Genomic DNA, 20,109 nt, shown 5'->3' with positions numbered 1-20,109 from the left:
GAATATATTGACTTAATTTAGCCAATTGGTCCCCATGCGGGGTCTTGGATGCTATGATTGATCATACCTATTCTCGTTCGTGCCCCCCCATCAATTGTTGCTGCATGCAACACACTTTTACCTTGGTCTTCACTAGCGTAAAGCACCAATTGTCCATTGGGGGAAAAACTGGGTCGTTCATTAAAATAACTTTCCGACAATAGGCGTGGAAAGCGACTGTCAAAATCTTGAATCATGACTAAAAAACGACCATTTTTGCGGCTGATGTAAGCGAAACTCTTATTATCAGGCGATATTTTGGGCGAAACATTATAATTACCATCAAAAGTTAAGCGTTTCGGTATACCACCTTGAATGGCAATTTGATAAATTTGAGGTCGACCTGAGCGGTCCGAAACAAAAATAAGGGATTGACCATCCGGACTCCACGATGCTTCGGTATCAATTGATGTGCTTTGAGTTAATTGGCGTCGATTGCTGCCGTCTGCATTGATCAGGTAAATTTGTGAGTGACCACTGAAGGTCAAGGTTACCGCCAATTGTTTCCCATCAGGACTCCATGCTGGCGCAGAATTACTCCCTTGAAAGTTAGCAATAGCTTGCCGTTTACCATTTGGGAGTGGCTGGACATAAACCACTGGTTTTTGTTGCTCGAAAGAAACATAGGCCAATTTTTTCCCATCAGGACTCCAAGCTGGTGAAATAATAGGAGCTTGGGAGCGCAAAATTACTTGTGGTTGGCTACCGTCAACATTGGCAATTTCCAGTACATAAGTTTTACCAAATCGCTTAATATAAGCAATACGACTATCAAAAATCCCAGCAAACCCAGAAAGCGTGTAATACACTTTATCGGCAATATGGTGGGCGGTTTTGTGAGCTGATTTGCGCCCAATAGTTATTTGTTCCGTTAGTAATACTTGGTGTTGTGCATTGCGCAAAGTAAAGCTGATTTTACATTGACCAAGTAGCGTTTTTTCGATACGACCTGCTAAGGTTGCTTTAGCAAGATGTGTGGGTGCAAAATGAAAAAACCCTGTAATGAGTAAATTATTTTTAATTATTGGTGTGAGTGGAATAAGGCAGCCATCACTCTCGCCTTCAAAGCCTTCAAATGCAATTGGGTAGCGCTGATCCTTATTGCCACCAATAATATCGATAGTAACTTCTTCTGCCCAAACTAATGTGCTGATACAACACCCAATGATCCATAATCTGCCTAATAATCGTTGCATCGTCATGTAATAGTTCCTAGAATTCATCCTTAAAGGGCAAATATTGAGAACTATTTTAGCATAGCTTGACATTGTGTCGTATGGAAGGCAGTTTGCTATTCATGTGGGCGAAAGGTCAAGGTGATTGAACGCCAAGCATATGGGTCAGCGTGAACAGGAAGCCGGGGCAATTGACCAACTTTTTGAATAGCTTGCAGGATGGATTGGTCGTATTCTCCATTGCCGCTACTTTGAATCAGTTTCACAAAAATAATCTCCATACTACGCGTAAGACGTACCTGTACTTGTGCTGTAGGATTGCCAACTAAGCTTTGTGGGATACGGATATAGGGGCGTATGCGACGGATGACTTGTATTTTATAAGCACGCATATCCGATGCTGAGGGCATAGTTGTTGATTGCGACGGATGACTTAAAGATTGCGATCGGAGCGTTGACAGTGCTGCCTCAACGGTACGGTGGGCACTGGGCAAGGAGATGGATTGCTTAGGAGCGGTTGGTGGAGTAGTGCGTACAATATTGTGTTGCGCCATAGCAGAAGATGGTAAAGATATATCTCCTTTGAGAGGTGGGGTAGATTGTTGAGCACGCTGTGTTGGCTGGATATTTGGATTTTTTTGGTGGATATTTTCCATTATTTCAGCAGGTAACCATAATTCAACACTCTGAGGTGCTGTTTCAGCAGAAATCGTGGTGCGATCGTGATACAGCAATAGCAGGCCAATGAGACACATATGAAGCAAGATTGAAGCGATCAGTGGCCAGCGTGGGGATACGCTATATTGATAGATTGTTGACATGTTATGAATGAGGGGATGTTTTTTTATCAACCGTCAGCGCTACTTTTTTAGCGCCACCAGCATGAAGAGCGGCAACGATTTGTAAAACATCATTGTAACGCTGATTTTTATCAGCACTGATTGCAATAGGCTGCATGGGATTATGCAAGTGACTAGCCCACATTTTAATTGTTTCAAATGTGTTTGGATCTGCAATAGCCAGCCATCGCTTTTTTCCGCTATGACTAATGAGCTGGACTTGGCCATTGGCTGTGATAGCAATTTCAATTGGCTTGATTGTTTGTTGCGTGGCGCCAGTTTGATCGACACGCGGAACATGTATAGCGCTAGGTGAAAATAGGGGTGTTGTGACCATAAAAATAACCAACAAGACGAGCATAACATCAATGTAAGGCACAACATTCATCTGACTGAGCAATGAACGATGCCGAGGATTAAAAATAGTCATGATCACTGTTTATATTTTTTCGGGGTTTTGTTGTCTTTGGTTTGTTAGTTTGTTCTTTTGAAATTATTTTCTTATTCCTCTTGGTGTGGAGCGCAAAATACAGACCATACCAAAACGCTCTAATCATTATGCCAAGAAGAGGAAAGTAAGGCAAGAAGTAGATTCAATACACATTGATGACAAATTTTAGATAAAGAGCATGGTATTTTTTTGCAAAATGCGGTAGGATTTAACCACAAAATGTTGTGGGGGGTGGAGATTAAAATAGGCATATGTGGGATAATTACACGCTGCTTTTTAAATCGGCCAATGCGTTGTTGTTGTGTGCAGTATTATGCTTAGGTTTTGCAGGAGTAAGAGCGTTACTGGATTCATCATTTTTTCCTGTGCGAACGATGGTGGTACAAGGAAAACTTGAGCATGTGACGCAGGAACAATTACATTATGTTATGTGCCGTGAATTGAAGGGGACATTTTTTACGCTCAACATGGATATGATACGCCAGTCTTTTGAAAAGCTGCCTTGGGTAAAGCGGGTGCATGTGTACCGTCGCTGGCCAGATCGCTTAGATGTTCACGTGGAAGAATACGATGCCGTTGCCCGTTGGGATAGCCATGGATTGATTGATGTAGGGGGGGTATGGTTTGATGCTGCAACGAATGAATCGCTACCTGTTTTTATGGGTCAAAAAGGTAGCGAAAAAAAGATGGCAGCTGTGTTACCAATTCTAAAGCGATGGATACAGCCTCTTGCTTTGACTGTCAGTCGGCTAACCTATACACAGCGTGGTGCTTGGAAAGTTGTGTTATCGAATAATGTGGTACTCGAATTGGGACGGTGCAACCAGCGCGACTTTGCAAAACGGATTGAGTGCTTTGCAAAATACTGGCCGAATATTATGCAGAAAAATCCCATGGTGCGGTATGTTGATTTGCGTTATGCAGATGGTTTTGCAATCAATGGGCAAGGATGAACGCAAACTTGGAGCCTGAAGATCGATGAATAAACCAAAAGAAGTGAAGAATCGGCTTGTTGGATTGGATATTGGGACATCCAAGGTAGTCGCGGTAGTTGCCGATGTATCAGACCATGACAGCCTTGAAGTGGTAGGCTTTGGTCAAGTGCCATCGCATGGGTTAAAGCGTGGCATGGTTGTTAATATTGAATCAACTGTACAATCCATTAAGCGTGCTATTGATGATGCACAGCGCATGGCTGATTGCAAAATCCATTGGGTATTTACCGGAATTGCAGGTGGCCATATCCGCAGCATGAATTCGCAGGGGATGGTGGCTATTAAAGCCCGAGAAGTTACGCAACAGGATATTGATCGAGTGATCGAAACGGCTCGTGCGGTGTCTATTCCGCCCGATCATGAAGTACTCCATATTGTGACGCAAGAATATAGTATTGATGGCCAAGAGGGGGTAAAAGAACCGATTGGCATGAGTGGTGTACGGCTTGAAGCAAAGGTTCATATTGTTACGGGAGCCGTATCGGCTGTGCAGAATGTAACCAAATGTGTTCGTCGGTGCGGGCTGGAGGTAGCAGAACTAATCTTGCAGCCCATGGCTTCTGCTATTGCAGTCTTATCTGATGATGAAAAAGAAATGGGCGTTTGCTTAGTTGACATGGGTGGTGGTACCACGGATATAGCTGTTTATTTAGGCGGAGCCATTCGTCATACTGCAGTGATTCCGATTGCGGGAGATCAAATTACGAATGATATTGCGGTGGCTTTACGCACCACAACCAAAGAAGCCGAAGAAATCAAAATTTTGCATGGGGTGGCGAGGGCGGCTGATGCCGAAGCTGATAAAGTAGTAGAAATTCCTGGCGTTGGTGATCGCAAACCTCGACAAATGGCTCATATTGCGCTTGCTGAAGTTATTGAGCCGCGCGTAGAAGAGCTTTTTCAATTGGTACGAAGCGAATTACGTCGTGCAGGTTTTGAAAATAACCTCGTATCGGGTGTCGTATTAACTGGTGGAGCAGCATCTATGCCTAGTATGGCTATTTTGGCTGAGGAAATTTTTCATCTGCCTGTACGGATTGGTATCCCTAAATGTGTTGGTGGAGTGTCAGACATGGTGCGCAACCCTCGTTTTTCAACCAGCATTGGACTTTTGATGTATAGCCAAGGACAATTAGCGGTTCATCATGAGCAAAAAAATGACAGGTTAGGCATATTGACTCGCATGAAGAATTGGTTTGCAAACAATTTCTAGGGGTTAACATTAGAGTTGTTTAATTTAGGGCACATTTATAAAGGGGCTTAACTTAAAATGAGCGCAAAACTTGATGTCACACCAAAGGGTACTTTGGGGGCAGTGATTAGAGTTATTGGGGTTGGCGGAGGCGGTTGTAACGCTGTGGACAATATGGTGGCTTCTTCCCTGAAGGGTGTTGAATTTATCTCGGCTAATACGGATCTACAGGCGCTCCAAAAAAATAAAGCCAAATGGCAATTACAGCTGGGGGCAGGGCTGACGAATGGTTTAGGGGCGGGCTCGGATCCAGAAATTGGTCGCAATGCGGCTTTAGAGAGCCGAGAAATGATTGTTGAAGCACTCCGTGGTGCTGACATGGTTTTTGTGACAGCTGGTATGGGGGGCGGTACGGGTACTGGTGCAGCGCCTATTGTGGCGGAGATTGCCAAAAGCTTAGGTATATTGACGGTTGCGGTGGTTACGCGCCCCTTTTTATACGAAGGTAAACGCTGCAAAGTAGCAGATGCTGGGCTCGATGAGCTAAAAAAATGGGTCGATTCGTTGATTATTATTCCCAACGAAAAACTAATGGAAACACTTGCGGAAGAATTAACGCAAAAAGAAGCATTCCTTATTGCAGATGAAGTATTACGTCGTGCTGTAGCCGGGATTGCTGAAGTGATTACTTGCCCAGGGTTGATTAATGTAGACTTTGCTGATATTAAGGCGGTGATGAGCCAAATGGGAATGGCGATGATGGGTTCTGCTGAATCTTCCGGAGTTGATCGAGCTCGCTTGGCAGTAGAAGAAGCGATTCATAATCCATTGCTTGACAATGTTACGCTCAATGGAGCAAAGGGGGTATTAGTTAATATTTCAACAGCTCCCAATCAATTAAAAATGCGCGAATACCGTGAAATCATGAGCATGATTGCCCAATATGTGGATGATGAAGCGCAAATTAAATTCGGTACAGCGGAAATTGTGGAGATGGCTGATGAAGCCATTCGTGTGACGATTATCGCAACAGGGCTTGGCAAAAAAGTCACCCGCAATGAATGCCCTGAATATATACGGGTAATTAAGACGGGAACGGACGATCAACCGCTTGCAACGATGGATTATGGTAACTTAGATATGCCTGCTGTAATGCGTCAGGGGCGCCGTAGTCTTTCTTCTACGACACCATCTAGCACTGATTCAGTGCCCGAACAGTTTGACGCTTCCTACGATATTCCGGCTTTTTTGCGCAAGCAAGCTGATTAAGTGCATGTTTAATAATTATTTGTCTTGGGCAGTCAGCTAATCGTGCTGGGCACCGTGTTTCCAAATAGTGCTCAAAAAAGTCCAGCCAACCCTGTTCCATTAAGAGAAGACAGCATATATAAAACTTGATGTGTTTATGGTTTAAAGTTGTATTATATCTTAACGCTAGGTTGTTTCGTGAACGTACGGATTGTAAGTAGTAAGCGGTGGAGGTTCTGTCTTATCAAAACATTGCCAAGAAGGTAGGGTAACAGTCATGAGGTTATATCAAGTTTTTTCTAAGCCAACTGTTCATTTAAGAAAATTGGGTTGTATCGCTATGGCGATATCATGGAGCGCTCTAGCCGATGATGAGGTGGCTTTTAAAGCAAAAATAGATGAAAGCCCTGTCTTCAAAGAGCAATATCAAGCTATAAGCAGCATAGTGGGCGATGCATTGAATTTGTCACTGTTGCAGGTTTTAGAGGGAGATACTTTTGTCCAAGGTGAGTATGTCCAGCACTGGCGTTCTTTTAATAATTCTTTAGAACTTACAAACAACCATGAAGCCCGGTTGGATGTGACGGCAAAAGGTTTTTTAATCAGTCATAATTTTGTTGCTCTGAGTTTGCGTGGATATGACCGACTAGTTTTTGGTGGGTTTGGCGGTTTTGGGTCGGTGGCGCAGGAAGTAAGCTCACTACAAGCAAAAGAAGCAACACAAAGTAACGATGCCGAAAAAATCTACTATAAAACAGACTCAAAACTATTTGTGGGAGGCGCTGTGATCGCCTATCAAAGCAAAATTGACGATCCAACAGGTTTACGCATCGGAGCTGCCCTGCAATATAACCAATTTAGTACTTCATTTAAAGGGACGGACGATGCAGTCAATGATAAGGATCAAGAGTTCAAACATACAGTAGATAGTATCGGCACTACTATTGCTGCTGGCTATACCTTAAAGTTGGTGCAGCTATCGGTTGGTTCATTATTGGTAACCCAATCTAACCAGTTATCTGTGCAGCATTATATAAAAGGCGATCAAAATCAAAAAAGACCAATCAGCCTGCGAAACGGTCTGAAGTTTGCGCTTGCTCAATATGATCAAGGGTTAGAGCCTTTTGTGTCGGCAGATTTTGTTACCGTTTTGGAGCATAAAGATGACTTGGGTCAAGCGGTAAAAAAATCGCTCACTGCAGAAATTGGCAGTGGTTTTCATTGGCAATTGGCGGATAATCTTTCTTTGCAGGCAAAATTAAATGCAACGAGGGCTTTAGGGAAGGGCGCATGGAATGCTGAACATTTTATTAAGATTAATGGCTTTAGAGTCGGCGCTGGCTTGAATTATACCTTCTAAATAGTATTGGATTGATTTGGACGCTCCATCCTTTGAAGACATGGTGTTTTTTTATAATCAGGATTCTTGGTAGATAGGATCGTGATAACAATTCATAGTGTTTACCGACATTAACATACCAACACTTTGTGCATGAAGAACGATCTTACTTAGCTTTTGATGTAAAGCTTTAAAACATAGTTTATGTAAAATAAGGCTCATGCTTTGAAAGCATGAAGAGGTCATTTTAAGTGATGCCCAAGATCTTATCCAGTGCTGTGGCTTGATCGGTAGATAATGTGCCATAGGAGCCGCAAAAATTAAAAAAATGGCGATTCACATGCGCCATATCACAGTGCCCAGTTACTAAAATCATCAGCAAGCTAAACATGGCAACATCAACTGATTTTTCCCTGATTTGTTGTCGGTTCCCTGACATTTTTTGTTGGATGACCCAAAGTTTAGGTTGTTGGTAGTGCATCGCAGCAATCCAGATCGTACCAATAGGTACGACTTCTTGCGGATTATCCCGATTGCTGTTACTTGGTCCTGCAACCCCAGAGATCGCAATGGAACAATGGGTTCCAGCCAACTTGAGAGCTTGCTTAGCCATATGGCGTACCGTGTAGCGACTCACCGCTCCGTGCCGGATAATTTGTTGAGTTTTGATGCCTAGCTGCGTTGTTTTGGCTGCATTACTATAGGTTACCCAACCCATTTTGAACCAAGCTGAACTACCTGGAATAGAGGTAATAGCACTGGCTAAAAGCCCTCCTGTGCAGGATTCGGCAACAGCTAGGGTCTCTTTACGTTGTTCTAGTACAGTACCAAGCCGTTGTGCCAGTAGGATAGAAGAAGATGCCATGGGTGGTATGGTGCTATTTGACTTGATATGATGGGCACTATTATATCTGAAGTCATAACGCTACTTAATGTTGAATGAAGTGTTCGCGGTAGTAGCGCATTTCTTCAACTGACTCGATGATATCAGCTAACGCCTCATGTTTACTGACCTTGACAAACTGCTTAACAATAGCAGGTTTCCAACGTTTAGCCAGCTCTTTGAGCGTGGAGACATCAATATTACGATAATGGAAATAGGCTTCAGCTTGGGGCATCCATTGCGCTAAAAAGCGCCTATCTTGGTGGACAGTATTGCCGCACATGGGACTACTTTGTGGCGCAGCATACTGCTTCATGAAATCAACCATCGCATGTTCAACTGCCTGTTCGGTGAGAACGGAAGCTTTAACTTGATCAATAAGACCGCTTTTTTGATGCGTTTGGGTATTCCAAGTATCCATTACTTCTAACACCACATCGGTTTGATGTAAAACCCAAGAAGGAGCCTTGGCAAGAATATTCAAGTCGTGATCGGTGATTAACATACCCACTTCTAAAATCCGATCGGTAACCGGGCAAAGACCGGTCATTTCCATATCTAGCCAAATTAAGGTGTTGTGTTTGGTCATGGTTGTTATGCATTAAGTGATTGATGCATGCCATCATAGCCTACTGTAACGCCTTTAGGGCAACGTTTTTTTAAGGCAACGTAATCAATATCATGGCTCATATGAATGAGAATAGTTTGCCTAGCTTGAATATAATGGGCATAGTCTAAGGCTTGGTCAACTGTTAAATGGGCAGGATAGGGTTGACTTCGCAAGCAATCTAAATAAAGGATTTTAAGGTGCTGTAAATGGATCAGTGCATCTTTTGGAATGGCTGAAATATCTGTTAACCAAGCTATATCATTGATGCGCCATCCTAAACAGCGCTGTGTTCCATGAGGCAATAAAATCGGTGTTATCAAAAGTGGACCTAAATCAAAAGTGATGCCTGGTGCAACCGGATGCGGTGCGATGGTTAATTTATCCCAGTAGCCTTGGGTGGTCGATAGGGCATAGGGAAAGCGGTTTGCAATGGCTTGTAAGGTTGCTTGATCACTATAGACGGGTATAGCTATTTTTTGTGCCACACAAAAGGCACGTAAGTCATCTATACCGTTGAGGTGATCGGCATGGGCATGGGTATACAGCACAGCATCTACCCGTTCAATTTTTTCTCGCAAAATCTGTTGCCTTAAATCGGGTCCCGTATCAATGAGGCATGATAAGTATGGTGTTCGAATCCAAGCCGCTGTACGGGTGCGCTGGTTTTTAGGGTGACTTGACTGGCACACTGTACAGCGACAAGCTGCAACGGGTACACCACTACTGGCGCCACAACCAAGTAGGACAACATCAATGGGGCAAGGTGTTGTCTGCATGATATTGTGTAATTTTCGGGAAACAAGTCAAAAAATTTTGCGTGATGGCGTCTGCTAATATATCCAAGGGGATACCACGCAAATGCGCAATATACTTGGCCACATGGTACACATAAGATGGTTCATTAGGCTGGCCGCGGTGTGGAACAGGAGCCAAATAAGGAGCATCGGTTTCAATCAGCAAGCGATCCTGTGGCAGATAATTAGCAACGTCTTGCAAGGTTTTAGCATTTTTAAACGTGACGATACCAGATAACGAAATATAAAGTCCTAGGTCAAGCAAGGTTTTAGCGACCTCGCAATTCTCACTAAAGCAATGCATGACCCCTGAAACGGGAGCTACTGCTTTTAAAATAGCCAACATATCAGCTGTGGCATCGCGACAGTGGATGATGATAGGTAGTTTTGCTGATTTTGCTGCCTCAAGATGCACGATGAATCGCTCTTGTTGGTAGGAAGCCGCATCAGGTACATAGTGATAGTCAAGCCCGGCTTCTCCCAACGCTACTATCTTAGGGTGTTTGCTCGCAGCAAGGAGTATTGCCTGATTGCATGGCGTCTTGTCAGGCAGGTCGGGGTGGATACCAATGGCGCCAAATAAGGGCGTGTATTGCTCTACGAGCGTTTTGATAATAGACCATTCTGTTTGGCAAGTTGCAACAGTGAGTGCATAGTTGATTTGCGCTTTTTGCATACGCAATATCACGTCAGGGATTGACTCCACTAAACCTGGAAAATGGAGATGGCAATGGGAATCAACGAGCTTCATGGGTCATTTTTCTTGCAAAGAGCTGACGATAATCCATCAAGATAGCTTCTATTTGTAGACGTGTATTAAGTGCTTGAAATGCTCCGGCTTGTACACGCTTTATCCTATCATAACAGACCCATAGTGCTTGGCGATTGATTTGTTGAGCAAGGCTTTGTAGGGTGGATAATTGGTGCTGATAAAATCTTGCGTGAGAAGTATTTTGTAGGTAAGCCACGTCCAGTAACCATTTTTCCAACCAACCTAAAACGATAAAGAGCGGTACTTTTTGTTGCTCAATAGCCTCAGTGAGCGTAAATATTGCCAAGATGGTTGGTCTTACCAGTGTGACGATGCTTTGCTCCCATAAAGCAAGGTATTGTGCTTCGTCAGTTAATAATGGGCTCCCACCCCTTAAGGCCAGCCATTGTTCAGGATTATTGATTTTTTGGGTTTTGAGCCAATCCAAAGCTTGTTTAGGCGTTGGTGCGGTAAGCAAAATAGGTCGGCATCGGCTACGAATAGTGGGTAACACCCGCGCTTTATGATGGCTTACGAGCAAAAATAGAAGTGAAGGGGGAGGCTCTTCTAAAATTTTTAATAAGGCATTAGCTGCTGCGATAGTCATGGCTTCAGTTGGTGTAATTAACACAATACGTAGAGCTGCTTGATGTGAAGAGAGAGCAGCAAAATGCCGAATACGCAAAATGGATTCTATTTTGATCAGGGGTAATTTTTTAACGGCAGAAGGTTTAGCGTCTGCTTCGTCTTGTTCGGAAAAAGGAGTGACCTCATAAAAATCGGGGTGGTGGGCAATTTGGAACCAATGACAGCTATTGCAATGCATGCATGCACTTTGGTCGCTTAATGGGTGTTGACACAATAGTGCGGCGGCTAGATTTTTGGCAAATGCCTCTTTACCAATCCCGGGTTGGCCATAAAAAAGCCAAGCATTGGGTCGTTGATTAAAGGATTGAGTGAGCGTTTGCCAATCTTGTTCTTGCCAAGGATAGCGTTTCATTGTTGGGCGAAATACTGATTAAGTCGTTGCGTTATTTCTTGTTGCGTTTGCTCGATAGTCTGTTGACCATCAATCACAATAAAACGTTGCGGTGCTTGTTTTGCCAAATCCAAATAGGTTTCGCGCACCCGCTGATAAAAAAGCAGCGATTTTTGTTCAAAGCGATCCGTGCGGCGACGGGGTGCTAGGCGTGCTAAAGCAATGTTAGGTGGTATGTCAATAAGCAATGTTAAGGCGGGTATCAATCCCTGTTGTACCCAGTTAGCTAAAGCGGCAATTCGATCAAAAGCAACACAATGGCCACCTCCTTGATAGGCAAACGTTGCATCCGTAAAGCGATCGGATAGAACCCAATATCCTTTTTGTAGAGCCGGTTTAATCACTTGATGGATATGTTCGGCTCTGGCTGCGAATATGAGCAACGTTTCAGTGTCAAGCGATAAAGGCAAGCTAGGATCCAAAAGTATTTTGCGTAGTTTTTCACCAAGCCTTGTTCCACCCGGTTCACGCGTACATGTAACCTGAAATCCTTTGTCAATCAGATACTGAGCAACAAAAGGAATATGTGTACTTTTCCCTACCCCATCAATGCCTTCTAGCGTTATGAAGCGATGCGTTAGCATCAATTACTTTCCTTTATGAAGGATATATTTACGAACTGCAGCGTTATGTTCTTTTAAATTATGTGAAAATACTGATAAGCCATCTTGGCGTGCCACAAAATAAAATGCCTTGGTACGTGGATCTGGGTGGGCGGCAGCTTCTAACGCGGCCAGACCAGGCAAGGCAATAGGTGTTGGTGTTAATCCAGCGTGGATATAGGTATTATAGCGGGTATTTCTTCTAAGCTGGCGATGTGTTAGAGAGCCAGAAAAAGTCGTGCTAATGCCATACATGACTGCTGGATCAGTTTGTAAACGCATGTTGATTCTTAGGCGGTTGATAAATACCGCCGCAATTTTAGCCCGATCAGCCGCATATCCAGTTTCTTTTTCAATCAAGCTTGCCATAATCAGGAGTTCGTAAGGCGTACGGTAAGGCAAATTTGGAGCACGATGTTGCCAAGTAGTGGCTAGTATTTTTTGCATGTTCTGGTAGGCTTGGCGCAAAATCGTTAAATCACTTACTTGCGGTTCGTAAAAATAGGTACTTGGGAAAAACAACCCTTCGGGATGGGCATAACCACTATTTTTAGCACCAATTTTAATTAGGAGTTGTGCATGGCTCAGGTGCTGGCTGTCGTGCTGTAGGTAAGGCGCCTGATTTAACGTTTGACGCATTTGGTCAAAGGTGATGCCTTCTACAAAAGTAATACTAAGTTGCTCAGCCTTTCCAGCTGCAAAAGCGTTGAGCATGCCAATGAGATTGGTAGGGCTTTTAAAGACATAACGCCCAGCTTGGATTTTAGTATCCCATTGCAACAGTCTAGCCAATATCACCATCAAAGTGCGGCTACGAATAGCTTGGTCTTGATCTAATTGCTTAGCTAGAGCTTGCAGGCTCTGATTTGGTGGAATGACGATGCAATAAGGTTTTTGAGACCAGTGTACGGGTACTGCGACTAACCACAAACCATATACCAATAATAAAACTACTATCCCACCGACCCATTTGCGGTACAGGTGAGCAAAAGCACGATTTATTGGCATGGTTTGTTATATACTTACCCGCTTTAGAGCTTTTTTGAAGCGCCCAGTTGGTGAATAAACTCAAGCGTTTATTTTACCAAAGTTCTTGTTGCAAGCGTGCGTAAAAAAATGTAGCTCGGATCCATAAAATTCTTAACTACCATAAAGCGAATGGATGATGCAGACCCAAGAAAAAGAAGTATTGTTATCTAAAATTCAGACACGCCAAGCTTGTATCGGAATTGTGGGATTAGGCTATGTGGGTTTGCCTTTGGTGCAGCGCTTTACGGAAGAAGGGTTTTTAGTACTCGGTTTTGATATTGATCAGCATAAGGTTGCTACTTTAAATGCTGGACGCTCTTACATACGGCATATTGCACCGGAAGTGATCCAAGAGGCCTACCAAAATGGCTTTCGTGCTACTTTTGATTTTGCCCAAGCAGCGCAAGCTGATGCTTTAATTATTTGTGTTCCAACCCCTTTAAATCAACAACGTGAACCTGATTTATCCTATGTGATCAATACGGTGGATGCGCTGGTTCCCTTTTTAAGATCCAGTCAAATTGTCTCGTTAGAATCAACGACCTATCCGGGCACTACAGAGGAAATCCTTTTGCCGCGTATTGCTTCAACAGGGTTAGGGGTAGGTAGGGAAATATATTTAGTGTTTTCGCCTGAGCGTGAAGATCCTTGTAACCCCCATTTTACAACCCGCACGATTCCTAAAATTTGTGGTGGCTATACCTCCGATTGTTTAGAAGTCGGTGTAGCGTTATACAGCAGTATTATTGATGAAGTGGTATCTATGTCCTCTACCCGTGCAGCTGAAATGACTAAACTTTTGGAAAATATTCATCGCGCAGTGAATATTGGCTTAGTCAACGAAATGAAGGTTGTAGCCGATAGGATGGGTATTGATATTTATGAAGTGATTCGTGCAGCAGCAACCAAACCATTTGGTTTTGTGCCCTATTATCCTGGACCAGGTTTAGGTGGGCATTGTATTCCTATTGATCCTTTTTATTTGACATGGAAGGCAAGGGAGTATGGGTTAAATACGCGTTTTATTGAACTAGCTGGGGAAGTCAATGCGAGCATGCCTGATTTTGTTGTACAAAAAACTTGGTTGGCGTTAAATGGGCAAGGTAAGGCTTTGAAGGGTAGTCGATTACTCGTATTGGGGATTGCTTATAAGAAGAATGTGGATGATATGCGCGAGAGCCCATCAGTTGTGATTATTGAAAAACTACAGACTTTAGGGGCTCGAGTTGACTATAGTGATCCCTTTATTCCTGCTTTTCCTAAAATGCGAAGTCACCACTTGGATTTGGCGAGTATTGCCCTGACACCGCAAGTGATTGCTACTTATGATTGTGTCTTGTTATTGACGGATCATGATGCATTTGATTATGAGTTAATTTTGCAGCACGCCACACATATTGTGGATACTAGAGGACGCTACTTGTTGCCCGTAACCAAGGTGACGCAAGCTTAACGAAAGGGCTAATCAGTAAATAAGTTTACACACCTCTTATTTGTATTAAAGATAAAAGTACGATTTAGTAACTCACAAAATGAGGCACTTATTTCGGATCCCCTATCGTTTTTTAGCCGAAAGTCAACGACTTAAGAAACGGCAATAGATTGAGGTCTAGAATTGAAAAATACCACAAGGATTATTGACTAGAGAGTTATTAAATTTTCACAATTTCATGTGTCAACTAAGTCTACACTCTGTTCTATACTCCGTTGATTCTAATTCAATTATTGAGTACGTTGTGTTTTGTTATTTAAGTGCGAGCATAACGGGGGTATGGTCTGACGGGCGTTCCCACCCACGTGGCACAGCATCAACCGCCCCTTTTGTTACCCGTGGCCATAAGGCATGAGAAACCAAAATATGGTCAATGCGTAAACCGTAATTGTGCCTAAACATGCCAGCACGATAATCCCACCAACTATAAAGTGCTTGATCAGGATACAAAGTACGTAAACTATCATAGAGTCCATAGCTTAATAAGCGTTGGAACAACTCGCGCTCTTCTTTTGAGCAGATAACGCGGTTTTGCCATAACAGCGGGTCATAGGTATCAATCGCTTGAGGCGCAATATTAAAATCTCCCATTACTACAAGAAGCGGGTATTGCGCTAAAGCGGTTTGGATATAACCAAGTAACGCTTCAAACCAGGTGAGTTTATAGCGGAATTTTTCCGACATAAGCGACTCACCATTCACGCAGTAGACGCTGATAAAGCGAATGCCTTCAATGGTTGCTGCAATCACGCGACGTTGTGGATCCTCATAACCCGGTATACCGAATGTGACATCTGTGGGCACAATCGGTGACTTAGCCAATAAAGCAACGCCGTTATAGGTTTTCTGGCCGAACCAAACAGCCTGATAACCCGATGCTAAAAGTGTTTCTCTAGGAAACTGATCTTGGTTTAACTTAAGCTCTTGCAATGCTAAAACATCAACGGGTGTTTCTTGCAACCATTTGATAAGATGCGTAAGTCGAACATTGAGCGAATTCACATTCCACGTTGCGATATTCATCATCAAGACACTTTCTTGTCTTTAGCAAAATTGGTTTTAGGGGATTTTAGCCTTGTCTTGAAAGGTTTATGCCACAACAATTGTAAACGAGTAGATGGCGGTAGAGCCTCTAATAAATTATGTTCTAAGGCTACTTGTTGGGATGCTGTAAGAGGTTGGGCAAGAATAACCATAATTTCAACTATATGGTCAACATAGTGCAGAACATAGGAGTAATGTTGTTGCTGGTAACGTTGTAAGATTGGTGTAAGCAGAGCGTCGATCTCTGGTCTCTGGGGCAAGTTAGAACCCATGCTACGTTCTTCATCGTAAGGATCAACATGAATTAAAATATCATGGGCAGCAAAAGCTGCTTGAATATGTCGCTCTGCAGTTAACGCAATGTAATGGCCTTCCGTGACACTAATACGCGGATCGACTTCAATGTGCGCATCAATCACTGCATAACTTCCGGTGCGACGCGAACGTAAATTGTGGATAGATCTAATGCCTGGTACCGCTGCCAAGATAGCTTTAATAGCGTCCATTTCTTTTGGTGGTAGAGCGTGATCCGTTAAATCTGCAAATCCACTTTTAGCCATCTGAAAACCTGCTTTAAAAATCATGGCACTGACTAATAAGGCCGCAATGGGATCCAAAAAAGGATACCCGGCCAAATTACCCACAATACCACATATCACGACTAATGAAGCAGCAGCATCGGATCTAGCATGCCAAGCATTAATTTCCAATAAAGCCGAATGGGTTCGTTTGGCTATGGCACGAATGTATCGAAACAGGGCTTCTTTGGTAACAAGAGAGAGGAGTGTTACAACTAAAGCAAATTGGTGCACTACAGGAATCGTAGTGAGTACGGTTAATTTGGTGATGGCTGAGACAAGGATGCCTAACCCTACCACACTTAACAACAAACCAAAAATTAAGGAAGCGGCATTTTCAAAACGCGCATGGCCGTAAGGATGCTCTGCATCAGCGGCTTCATGGCTTTTACGGTTGACAAAGAGGATAGCTAGATCAGCTGCTAAATCTGACAGCGTGTGTATACCATCTGCGACCAAAGCGCTTGAGTGTGCAAAGTAACCCGTAACTACCTGCGCAATACTTAGTAGTGTATTGGTGCCAGCACTTAAAAGCGTGACGGATTTGGTTATTTTTTTTGTTGATGCAGCATCGTTAAGCATGCTATATACCAGCTACCCATCACGTCACAAAGACTACTTCCTATTTTCCTAAGCCCTGAGAAGGGTGAACGAGACTATTTTTTAAACGTATCAGCCAGATACAACCAAGTCTTGATAACAGTATCAGGGTTCAGTGAGATCGTATCAATACCTTCTTCGACAAGCCATTTGGCCATATCAGGATGATCAGAAGGACCTTGACCACAAATACCCACATATTTTTGATGCTGTTTACATGCTTGGATGGCCATATGTAACAAGGCTTTAACCCCATCATCGCGCTCATCAAAACTCGCTGCGATGGCGCTGCCGCTATCCCTATCAATACCGAGCGCAAGCTGTGTCATATCATTTGAGCCAATTGAAAAGCCATCAAAGTGTGCTAAGAATTGTTCGGCGAGGAGGGCATTGGTTGGTATCTCACACATCATAATCAGTTTTAAATCATTCTCACCCCGCACTAGACCATTCTTGGCAAGTAGTTCAATGACTTGCGTGGCTTCTTTAACCGAACGCACAAAAGGAATCATGATTTGTACATTGGTCAAGCACATGGTGTCGCGTACATATTTTAAGGCACGGCATTCCATCTCAAAACAAGGTCGAAAAGCAGGTGACAGATAGCGGGCTGCTCCACGGAATCCAATCATAGGGTTTTCTTCATGGGGTTCATAACGATTACCAGCGAGCAAATTAACATACTCATTGGTTTTAAAATCTGAGCAGCGGACAATGACAGGTTTAGGCCACATTGCCGCAGCAATGGTGGCAATACCCTCGGTTAATTTTTTCACATAAAATTCTGTGGGGTTTTCGTAGCCAATAATACGTGCGCTAATTGCTGCTTGAAGATCCGATGGCAATTGCTCAAAATCCAGTAAAGCATTGGGGTGAATACCGATTTGACGAGCAATCATAAATTCGATACGCACGAGCCCTGCGCCTTCATGAGGCAATTGACAGAACTCGAAAGCTAACTCGGGGTTAGCCATGTTCAGCGTTAATTTAACGGGTACAGCGGGCATTTGGTTAAGTGTCACCTCTACAACATCAATATCCAAGAGTCCTTGATAGACTTTACCAACATCTCCCTCGGCACAGCTTACCGTAACCGATTCGCCGTCTTTGAGTCGTTGGGTGGCGTTGCCACAACCCAATACTGCTGGAATACCTAATTCGCGCGCAATAATGGCGGCATGACAAGTGCGTCCGCCACGATCTGTGATGATTGCTGCAGCACGCTTCATGATAGGTTCCCAATCCGGATCGGTCATACCTGTCACTAAAATATCACCAGATTTTAAAGTGGCCATTTGGTTAATATCGCGTAGCACGCGAACCGTGCCTTGGCCAATCTTCTGACCAATGGCTCGACCCTCTACTAGAACTTGTGAGTGATTTTTAAGTTGATAGCGTCGTAAGACATCAGTGTATTGTTGGCGTGATTTGACGGTTTCTGGACGTGCTTGCAAAATATAAATTTGCCCATCTTCACCATCTTTGCCCCATTCGATATCCATGGGGCATCCGTAATGTTTTTCGATGATGAGTGCATAGCGTGCCAAGGTTTCAATTTCGTTTTCGGTAATACAAAAACGTTGTTGATCGGCTACAGGCACATCTACCACTTCAACAGAGTGACCAACCCTGGCGGTTTTAGAAAAAATCATTTGCGTGAGTTTTGTGCCGATTGTTTTACGCAAGATAGCAGGACAATCTTTTTCTAGTGTGTGCTTATGCACATAAAATTCATCCGGATTGACAGAACCTTGCACAACGGTTTCGCCTAATCCATACGAAGCGGTGATAAAGACCACTTCCTGAAACCCGGATTCAGTATCTAGCGTAAACATGACACCGGATGCTGCTAAATCGGAACGTACCATGCGTTGTATGCCTGCCGAGATGGCAACATGACTATGTTCAAATCCTTGGTGAATGCGGTAGGCGATTGCTCGATCATTGTAAAGCGATGCGAAGACATGTTTGATGGCTTCTTTAACATTCATTAAGCCACGAATATTTAAAAAAGTTTCTTGTTGACCAGCAAAAGAAGCATCGGGTAAATCTTCTGCAGTTGCCGAAGAGCGTACAGCCACAGCGATATTTGCGTTATCTGTTTCATTTACTAAGCGTTGCCAAGCTTGATCAATCGCATTTTCTAATGCTTCAGGAAAGGGGGTGTCAAGTATCCATTGTCTAATAGTTTTGCCTTTCGCATTCAGTGCTGCAATATCATCAACATCCAAGTTAGATAAGACTTCTTGGATGCGTTGATCCAAATGATTTTGTGCTAAAAATGCTTCAAAAGCTTGGGCAGTTGTTGCAAAGCCATCCGGTACCTTTACACCACGCTTAGCAAGCTGGCTAATCATTTCACCCAGCGAAGAATTTTTTCCACCTACCTTTTGTGTATCGGTGGCGCGTAATTGACTTAGCCAGAGGATGAAATCTGCCATAATGATACTTTCATATGCGATTAAAATGATTGGGCGTTGATTGCTATTATTCTAGACGAATCCTATAAATTATGCGAACAAATATCATTCCACTTTATAATCAGTGCTTGATTATTCAATGGATGGTAAGGAGGATCAATGACTTATCGGCGCTCAGTATTTTTTGTGTCAGATAGAACATGTATTACTGCCGAATCGTTGGGGAATATGTTACTAACGCAATTCAATACCTTTGAGTTTCAGCGCGAAACGATTCCCTTCGTTGATTCCAAAGAAAAAGCATCCGAAGTGATAGCAAAAATTTATGCATGTAGCCTTGCTGATCAATTTCGCCCATTGGTATTTTCTAGTATTGTCGATAAAAGTGTGCGGCTCTTATTTAAGGTTGATTATGCGCTGTGCATTGATTTTTTTGAATCATTTATTGGTCGCATTGAGGAAGAATTAAGGCAGAACGCAACGCTTCATGTTGGTCTTACGCATAGCGTAGCTGATGAATCAGTTTATGATCATCGCATTCAGGCAATTAATTTTTCGCTTAATCATGATGACGGTATTACCTTAAAAGATTTAGATGAAGCCGATGTGATTTTGGTTGGCGTTTCGCGTTCCGGTAAAACGCCAACCTGTCTATATTTAGCCTTGCAATACGGAATTAATGCGGCCAATTACCCGCTGACACCGGAAGATTTACAAAGCGCAGCGCTTCCTCATTCGCTGATGCCTCATTTGCGTAAACTATTTGGTTTGACGATTGATCCGAACCGACTTCATCATATTCGTAACGAACGACGTTCCAATTCGCACTACGCCAGTTTGGATAATTGCCATTTTGAAGTGGGTCGTGCTGAGAGTATGTTTCGCAAGCATGATCTGCCTTTTATCAGCACAACACACCGCTCTATTGAGGAAATTTCAGCTAAAATTATTCATCAAACAGGTATTCAACGGCGTTTTTAAATCCGCCA

The 20,109-nt window shown here is 43.2% G+C and carries 19 protein-coding genes; 6 read left to right on the top strand and 13 right to left on the bottom strand.

The genetic code is table 11. The features are described 5' to 3' along the window. Nucleotides 1-17: 17 nt before the first annotated feature. From tolB to IPK86_03605, 3 genes are all read right to left on the bottom strand, one after another. Complete coding sequence (gene tolB, locus IPK86_03615; protein ID QQS16513.1) at nt 18-1,241, bottom strand: Tol-Pal system beta propeller repeat protein TolB; 1,224 nt, start codon at nt 1,239-1,241, stop codon at nt 18-20. Nucleotides 1,242-1,330: 89 nt separating this feature from the next. Continuing rightward, nucleotides 1,331-2,035: a TonB C-terminal domain-containing protein gene (locus IPK86_03610; protein ID QQS16512.1), complete on the bottom strand. Its 705-nt coding sequence runs from the start codon at nt 2,033-2,035 to the stop codon at nt 1,331-1,333. 1 nt (nt 2,036) lies between these two features. After that, entirely contained in the window at nt 2,037-2,483 is a 447-nt protein-coding gene (locus tag IPK86_03605) for a biopolymer transporter ExbD (protein ID QQS16511.1), read from the bottom strand. Nucleotides 2,484-2,755: 272 nt separating this feature from the next. Between IPK86_03605 and IPK86_03600 the strand changes: the two genes are divergently transcribed. The 4 genes from IPK86_03600 (at nt 2,756) to IPK86_03585 (ending at nt 7,299) form a co-directional block, all read left to right on the top strand. Then, entirely contained in the window at nt 2,756-3,457 is a 702-nt protein-coding gene (locus IPK86_03600; protein QQS16510.1) for a cell division protein FtsQ/DivIB, read from the top strand. A gap of 25 nt (nt 3,458-3,482) precedes the next feature. Further along, on the top strand, nt 3,483-4,712 hold the full coding sequence (gene ftsA / locus IPK86_03595) for a cell division protein FtsA (protein ID QQS16509.1): 1,230 nt from the start codon (nt 3,483-3,485) through the stop codon (nt 4,710-4,712). Between the two features lie 57 nt (nt 4,713-4,769). After that, nucleotides 4,770-5,960, top strand: coding sequence for a cell division protein FtsZ (gene ftsZ / locus IPK86_03590; GenBank protein QQS16508.1), 1,191 nt, complete (start codon nt 4,770-4,772; stop codon nt 5,958-5,960). Between the two features lie 256 nt (nt 5,961-6,216). Further along, nucleotides 6,217-7,299, top strand: coding sequence for a hypothetical protein (locus IPK86_03585; GenBank protein ID QQS16507.1), 1,083 nt, complete (start codon nt 6,217-6,219; stop codon nt 7,297-7,299). Between the two features lie 226 nt (nt 7,300-7,525). Here the strand turns inward: IPK86_03585 and IPK86_03580 are convergent, their stop codons facing one another. The 7 genes from IPK86_03580 to mltG form a co-directional block, all read right to left on the bottom strand. Further along, nucleotides 7,526-8,143 carry a CinA family protein gene (locus IPK86_03580; protein QQS16506.1) on the bottom strand — a complete coding sequence of 206 codons (618 nt, stop codon included), beginning with the start codon at nt 8,141-8,143 and terminating at the stop codon, nt 7,526-7,528. Between the two features lie 64 nt (nt 8,144-8,207). Beyond that, nucleotides 8,208-8,750, bottom strand: a complete 543-nt coding sequence (orn, locus tag IPK86_03575) for an oligoribonuclease (GenBank protein QQS16505.1) — start codon at nt 8,748-8,750, stop codon at nt 8,208-8,210. 5 nt (nt 8,751-8,755) lie between these two features. Beyond that, on the bottom strand, nt 8,756-9,547 hold the full coding sequence (locus tag IPK86_03570) for an MBL fold metallo-hydrolase (protein ID QQS16504.1): 792 nt from the start codon (nt 9,545-9,547) through the stop codon (nt 8,756-8,758). Further along, nucleotides 9,522-10,316 carry a TatD family hydrolase gene (locus tag IPK86_03565; GenBank protein QQS16503.1) on the bottom strand — a complete coding sequence of 265 codons (795 nt, stop codon included), beginning with the start codon at nt 10,314-10,316 and terminating at the stop codon, nt 9,522-9,524. The genes IPK86_03570 and IPK86_03565 overlap by 26 nt, the downstream gene beginning before the upstream one ends. Next, nucleotides 10,303-11,316, bottom strand: a complete 1,014-nt coding sequence (gene holB, locus IPK86_03560) for a DNA polymerase III subunit delta' (GenBank protein ID QQS16502.1) — start codon at nt 11,314-11,316, stop codon at nt 10,303-10,305. The genes IPK86_03565 and holB overlap by 14 nt, the downstream gene beginning before the upstream one ends. Then, nucleotides 11,313-11,939: a dTMP kinase gene (locus tag IPK86_03555; GenBank protein ID QQS16501.1), complete on the bottom strand. Its 627-nt coding sequence runs from the start codon at nt 11,937-11,939 to the stop codon at nt 11,313-11,315. The genes holB and IPK86_03555 overlap by 4 nt, the downstream gene beginning before the upstream one ends. 3 nt (nt 11,940-11,942) lie before the next feature. Further along, on the bottom strand, nt 11,943-12,965 hold the full coding sequence (gene mltG, locus IPK86_03550; GenBank protein ID QQS16500.1) for an endolytic transglycosylase MltG: 1,023 nt from the start codon (nt 12,963-12,965) through the stop codon (nt 11,943-11,945). A 157-nt stretch (nt 12,966-13,122) separates the two neighbouring features. Here mltG and IPK86_03545 point away from each other — a divergent pair, with 157 nt between their 5' ends. Then, the gene (locus IPK86_03545; GenBank protein ID QQS17067.1) at nt 13,123-14,439 is read left to right on the top strand and encodes a nucleotide sugar dehydrogenase; all 1,317 of its coding nucleotides are present in this window, start codon (nt 13,123-13,125) and stop codon (nt 14,437-14,439) included. Nucleotides 14,440-14,730: 291 nt separating this feature from the next. Here IPK86_03545 and xth read toward each other — a convergent pair whose 3' ends face one another. The 3 genes from xth to ppsA form a co-directional block, all read right to left on the bottom strand. Then, the gene (xth, locus tag IPK86_03540) at nt 14,731-15,501 is read right to left on the bottom strand and encodes an exodeoxyribonuclease III (protein ID QQS17066.1); all 771 of its coding nucleotides are present in this window, start codon (nt 15,499-15,501) and stop codon (nt 14,731-14,733) included. Between the two features lie 2 nt (nt 15,502-15,503). Beyond that, entirely contained in the window at nt 15,504-16,682 is a 1,179-nt protein-coding gene (locus tag IPK86_03535) for a cation transporter (GenBank protein QQS16499.1), read from the bottom strand. A gap of 74 nt (nt 16,683-16,756) precedes the next feature. Continuing rightward, entirely contained in the window at nt 16,757-19,144 is a 2,388-nt protein-coding gene (gene ppsA / locus IPK86_03530) for a phosphoenolpyruvate synthase (protein QQS17065.1), read from the bottom strand. Between the two features lie 135 nt (nt 19,145-19,279). On the opposite strand from ppsA, the gene IPK86_03525 reads away from it, so the two are divergent. After that, a complete protein-coding gene (locus tag IPK86_03525) occupies nt 19,280-20,101 on the top strand; it encodes a kinase/pyrophosphorylase (GenBank protein QQS16498.1) in 822 nt (273 codons plus the stop codon). Nucleotides 20,102-20,109: the final 8 nt, after the last annotated feature.

This window comes from Neisseriales bacterium, assembly GCA_016699915.1.
Taxonomy (GTDB): Bacteria; Pseudomonadota; Gammaproteobacteria; order Burkholderiales; family Q3-R57-64; genus Q3-R57-64.
The sequence above is the reverse complement of the archived record's forward strand: the minus strand, read 5'-3'. Positions and strand labels throughout refer to the sequence as shown.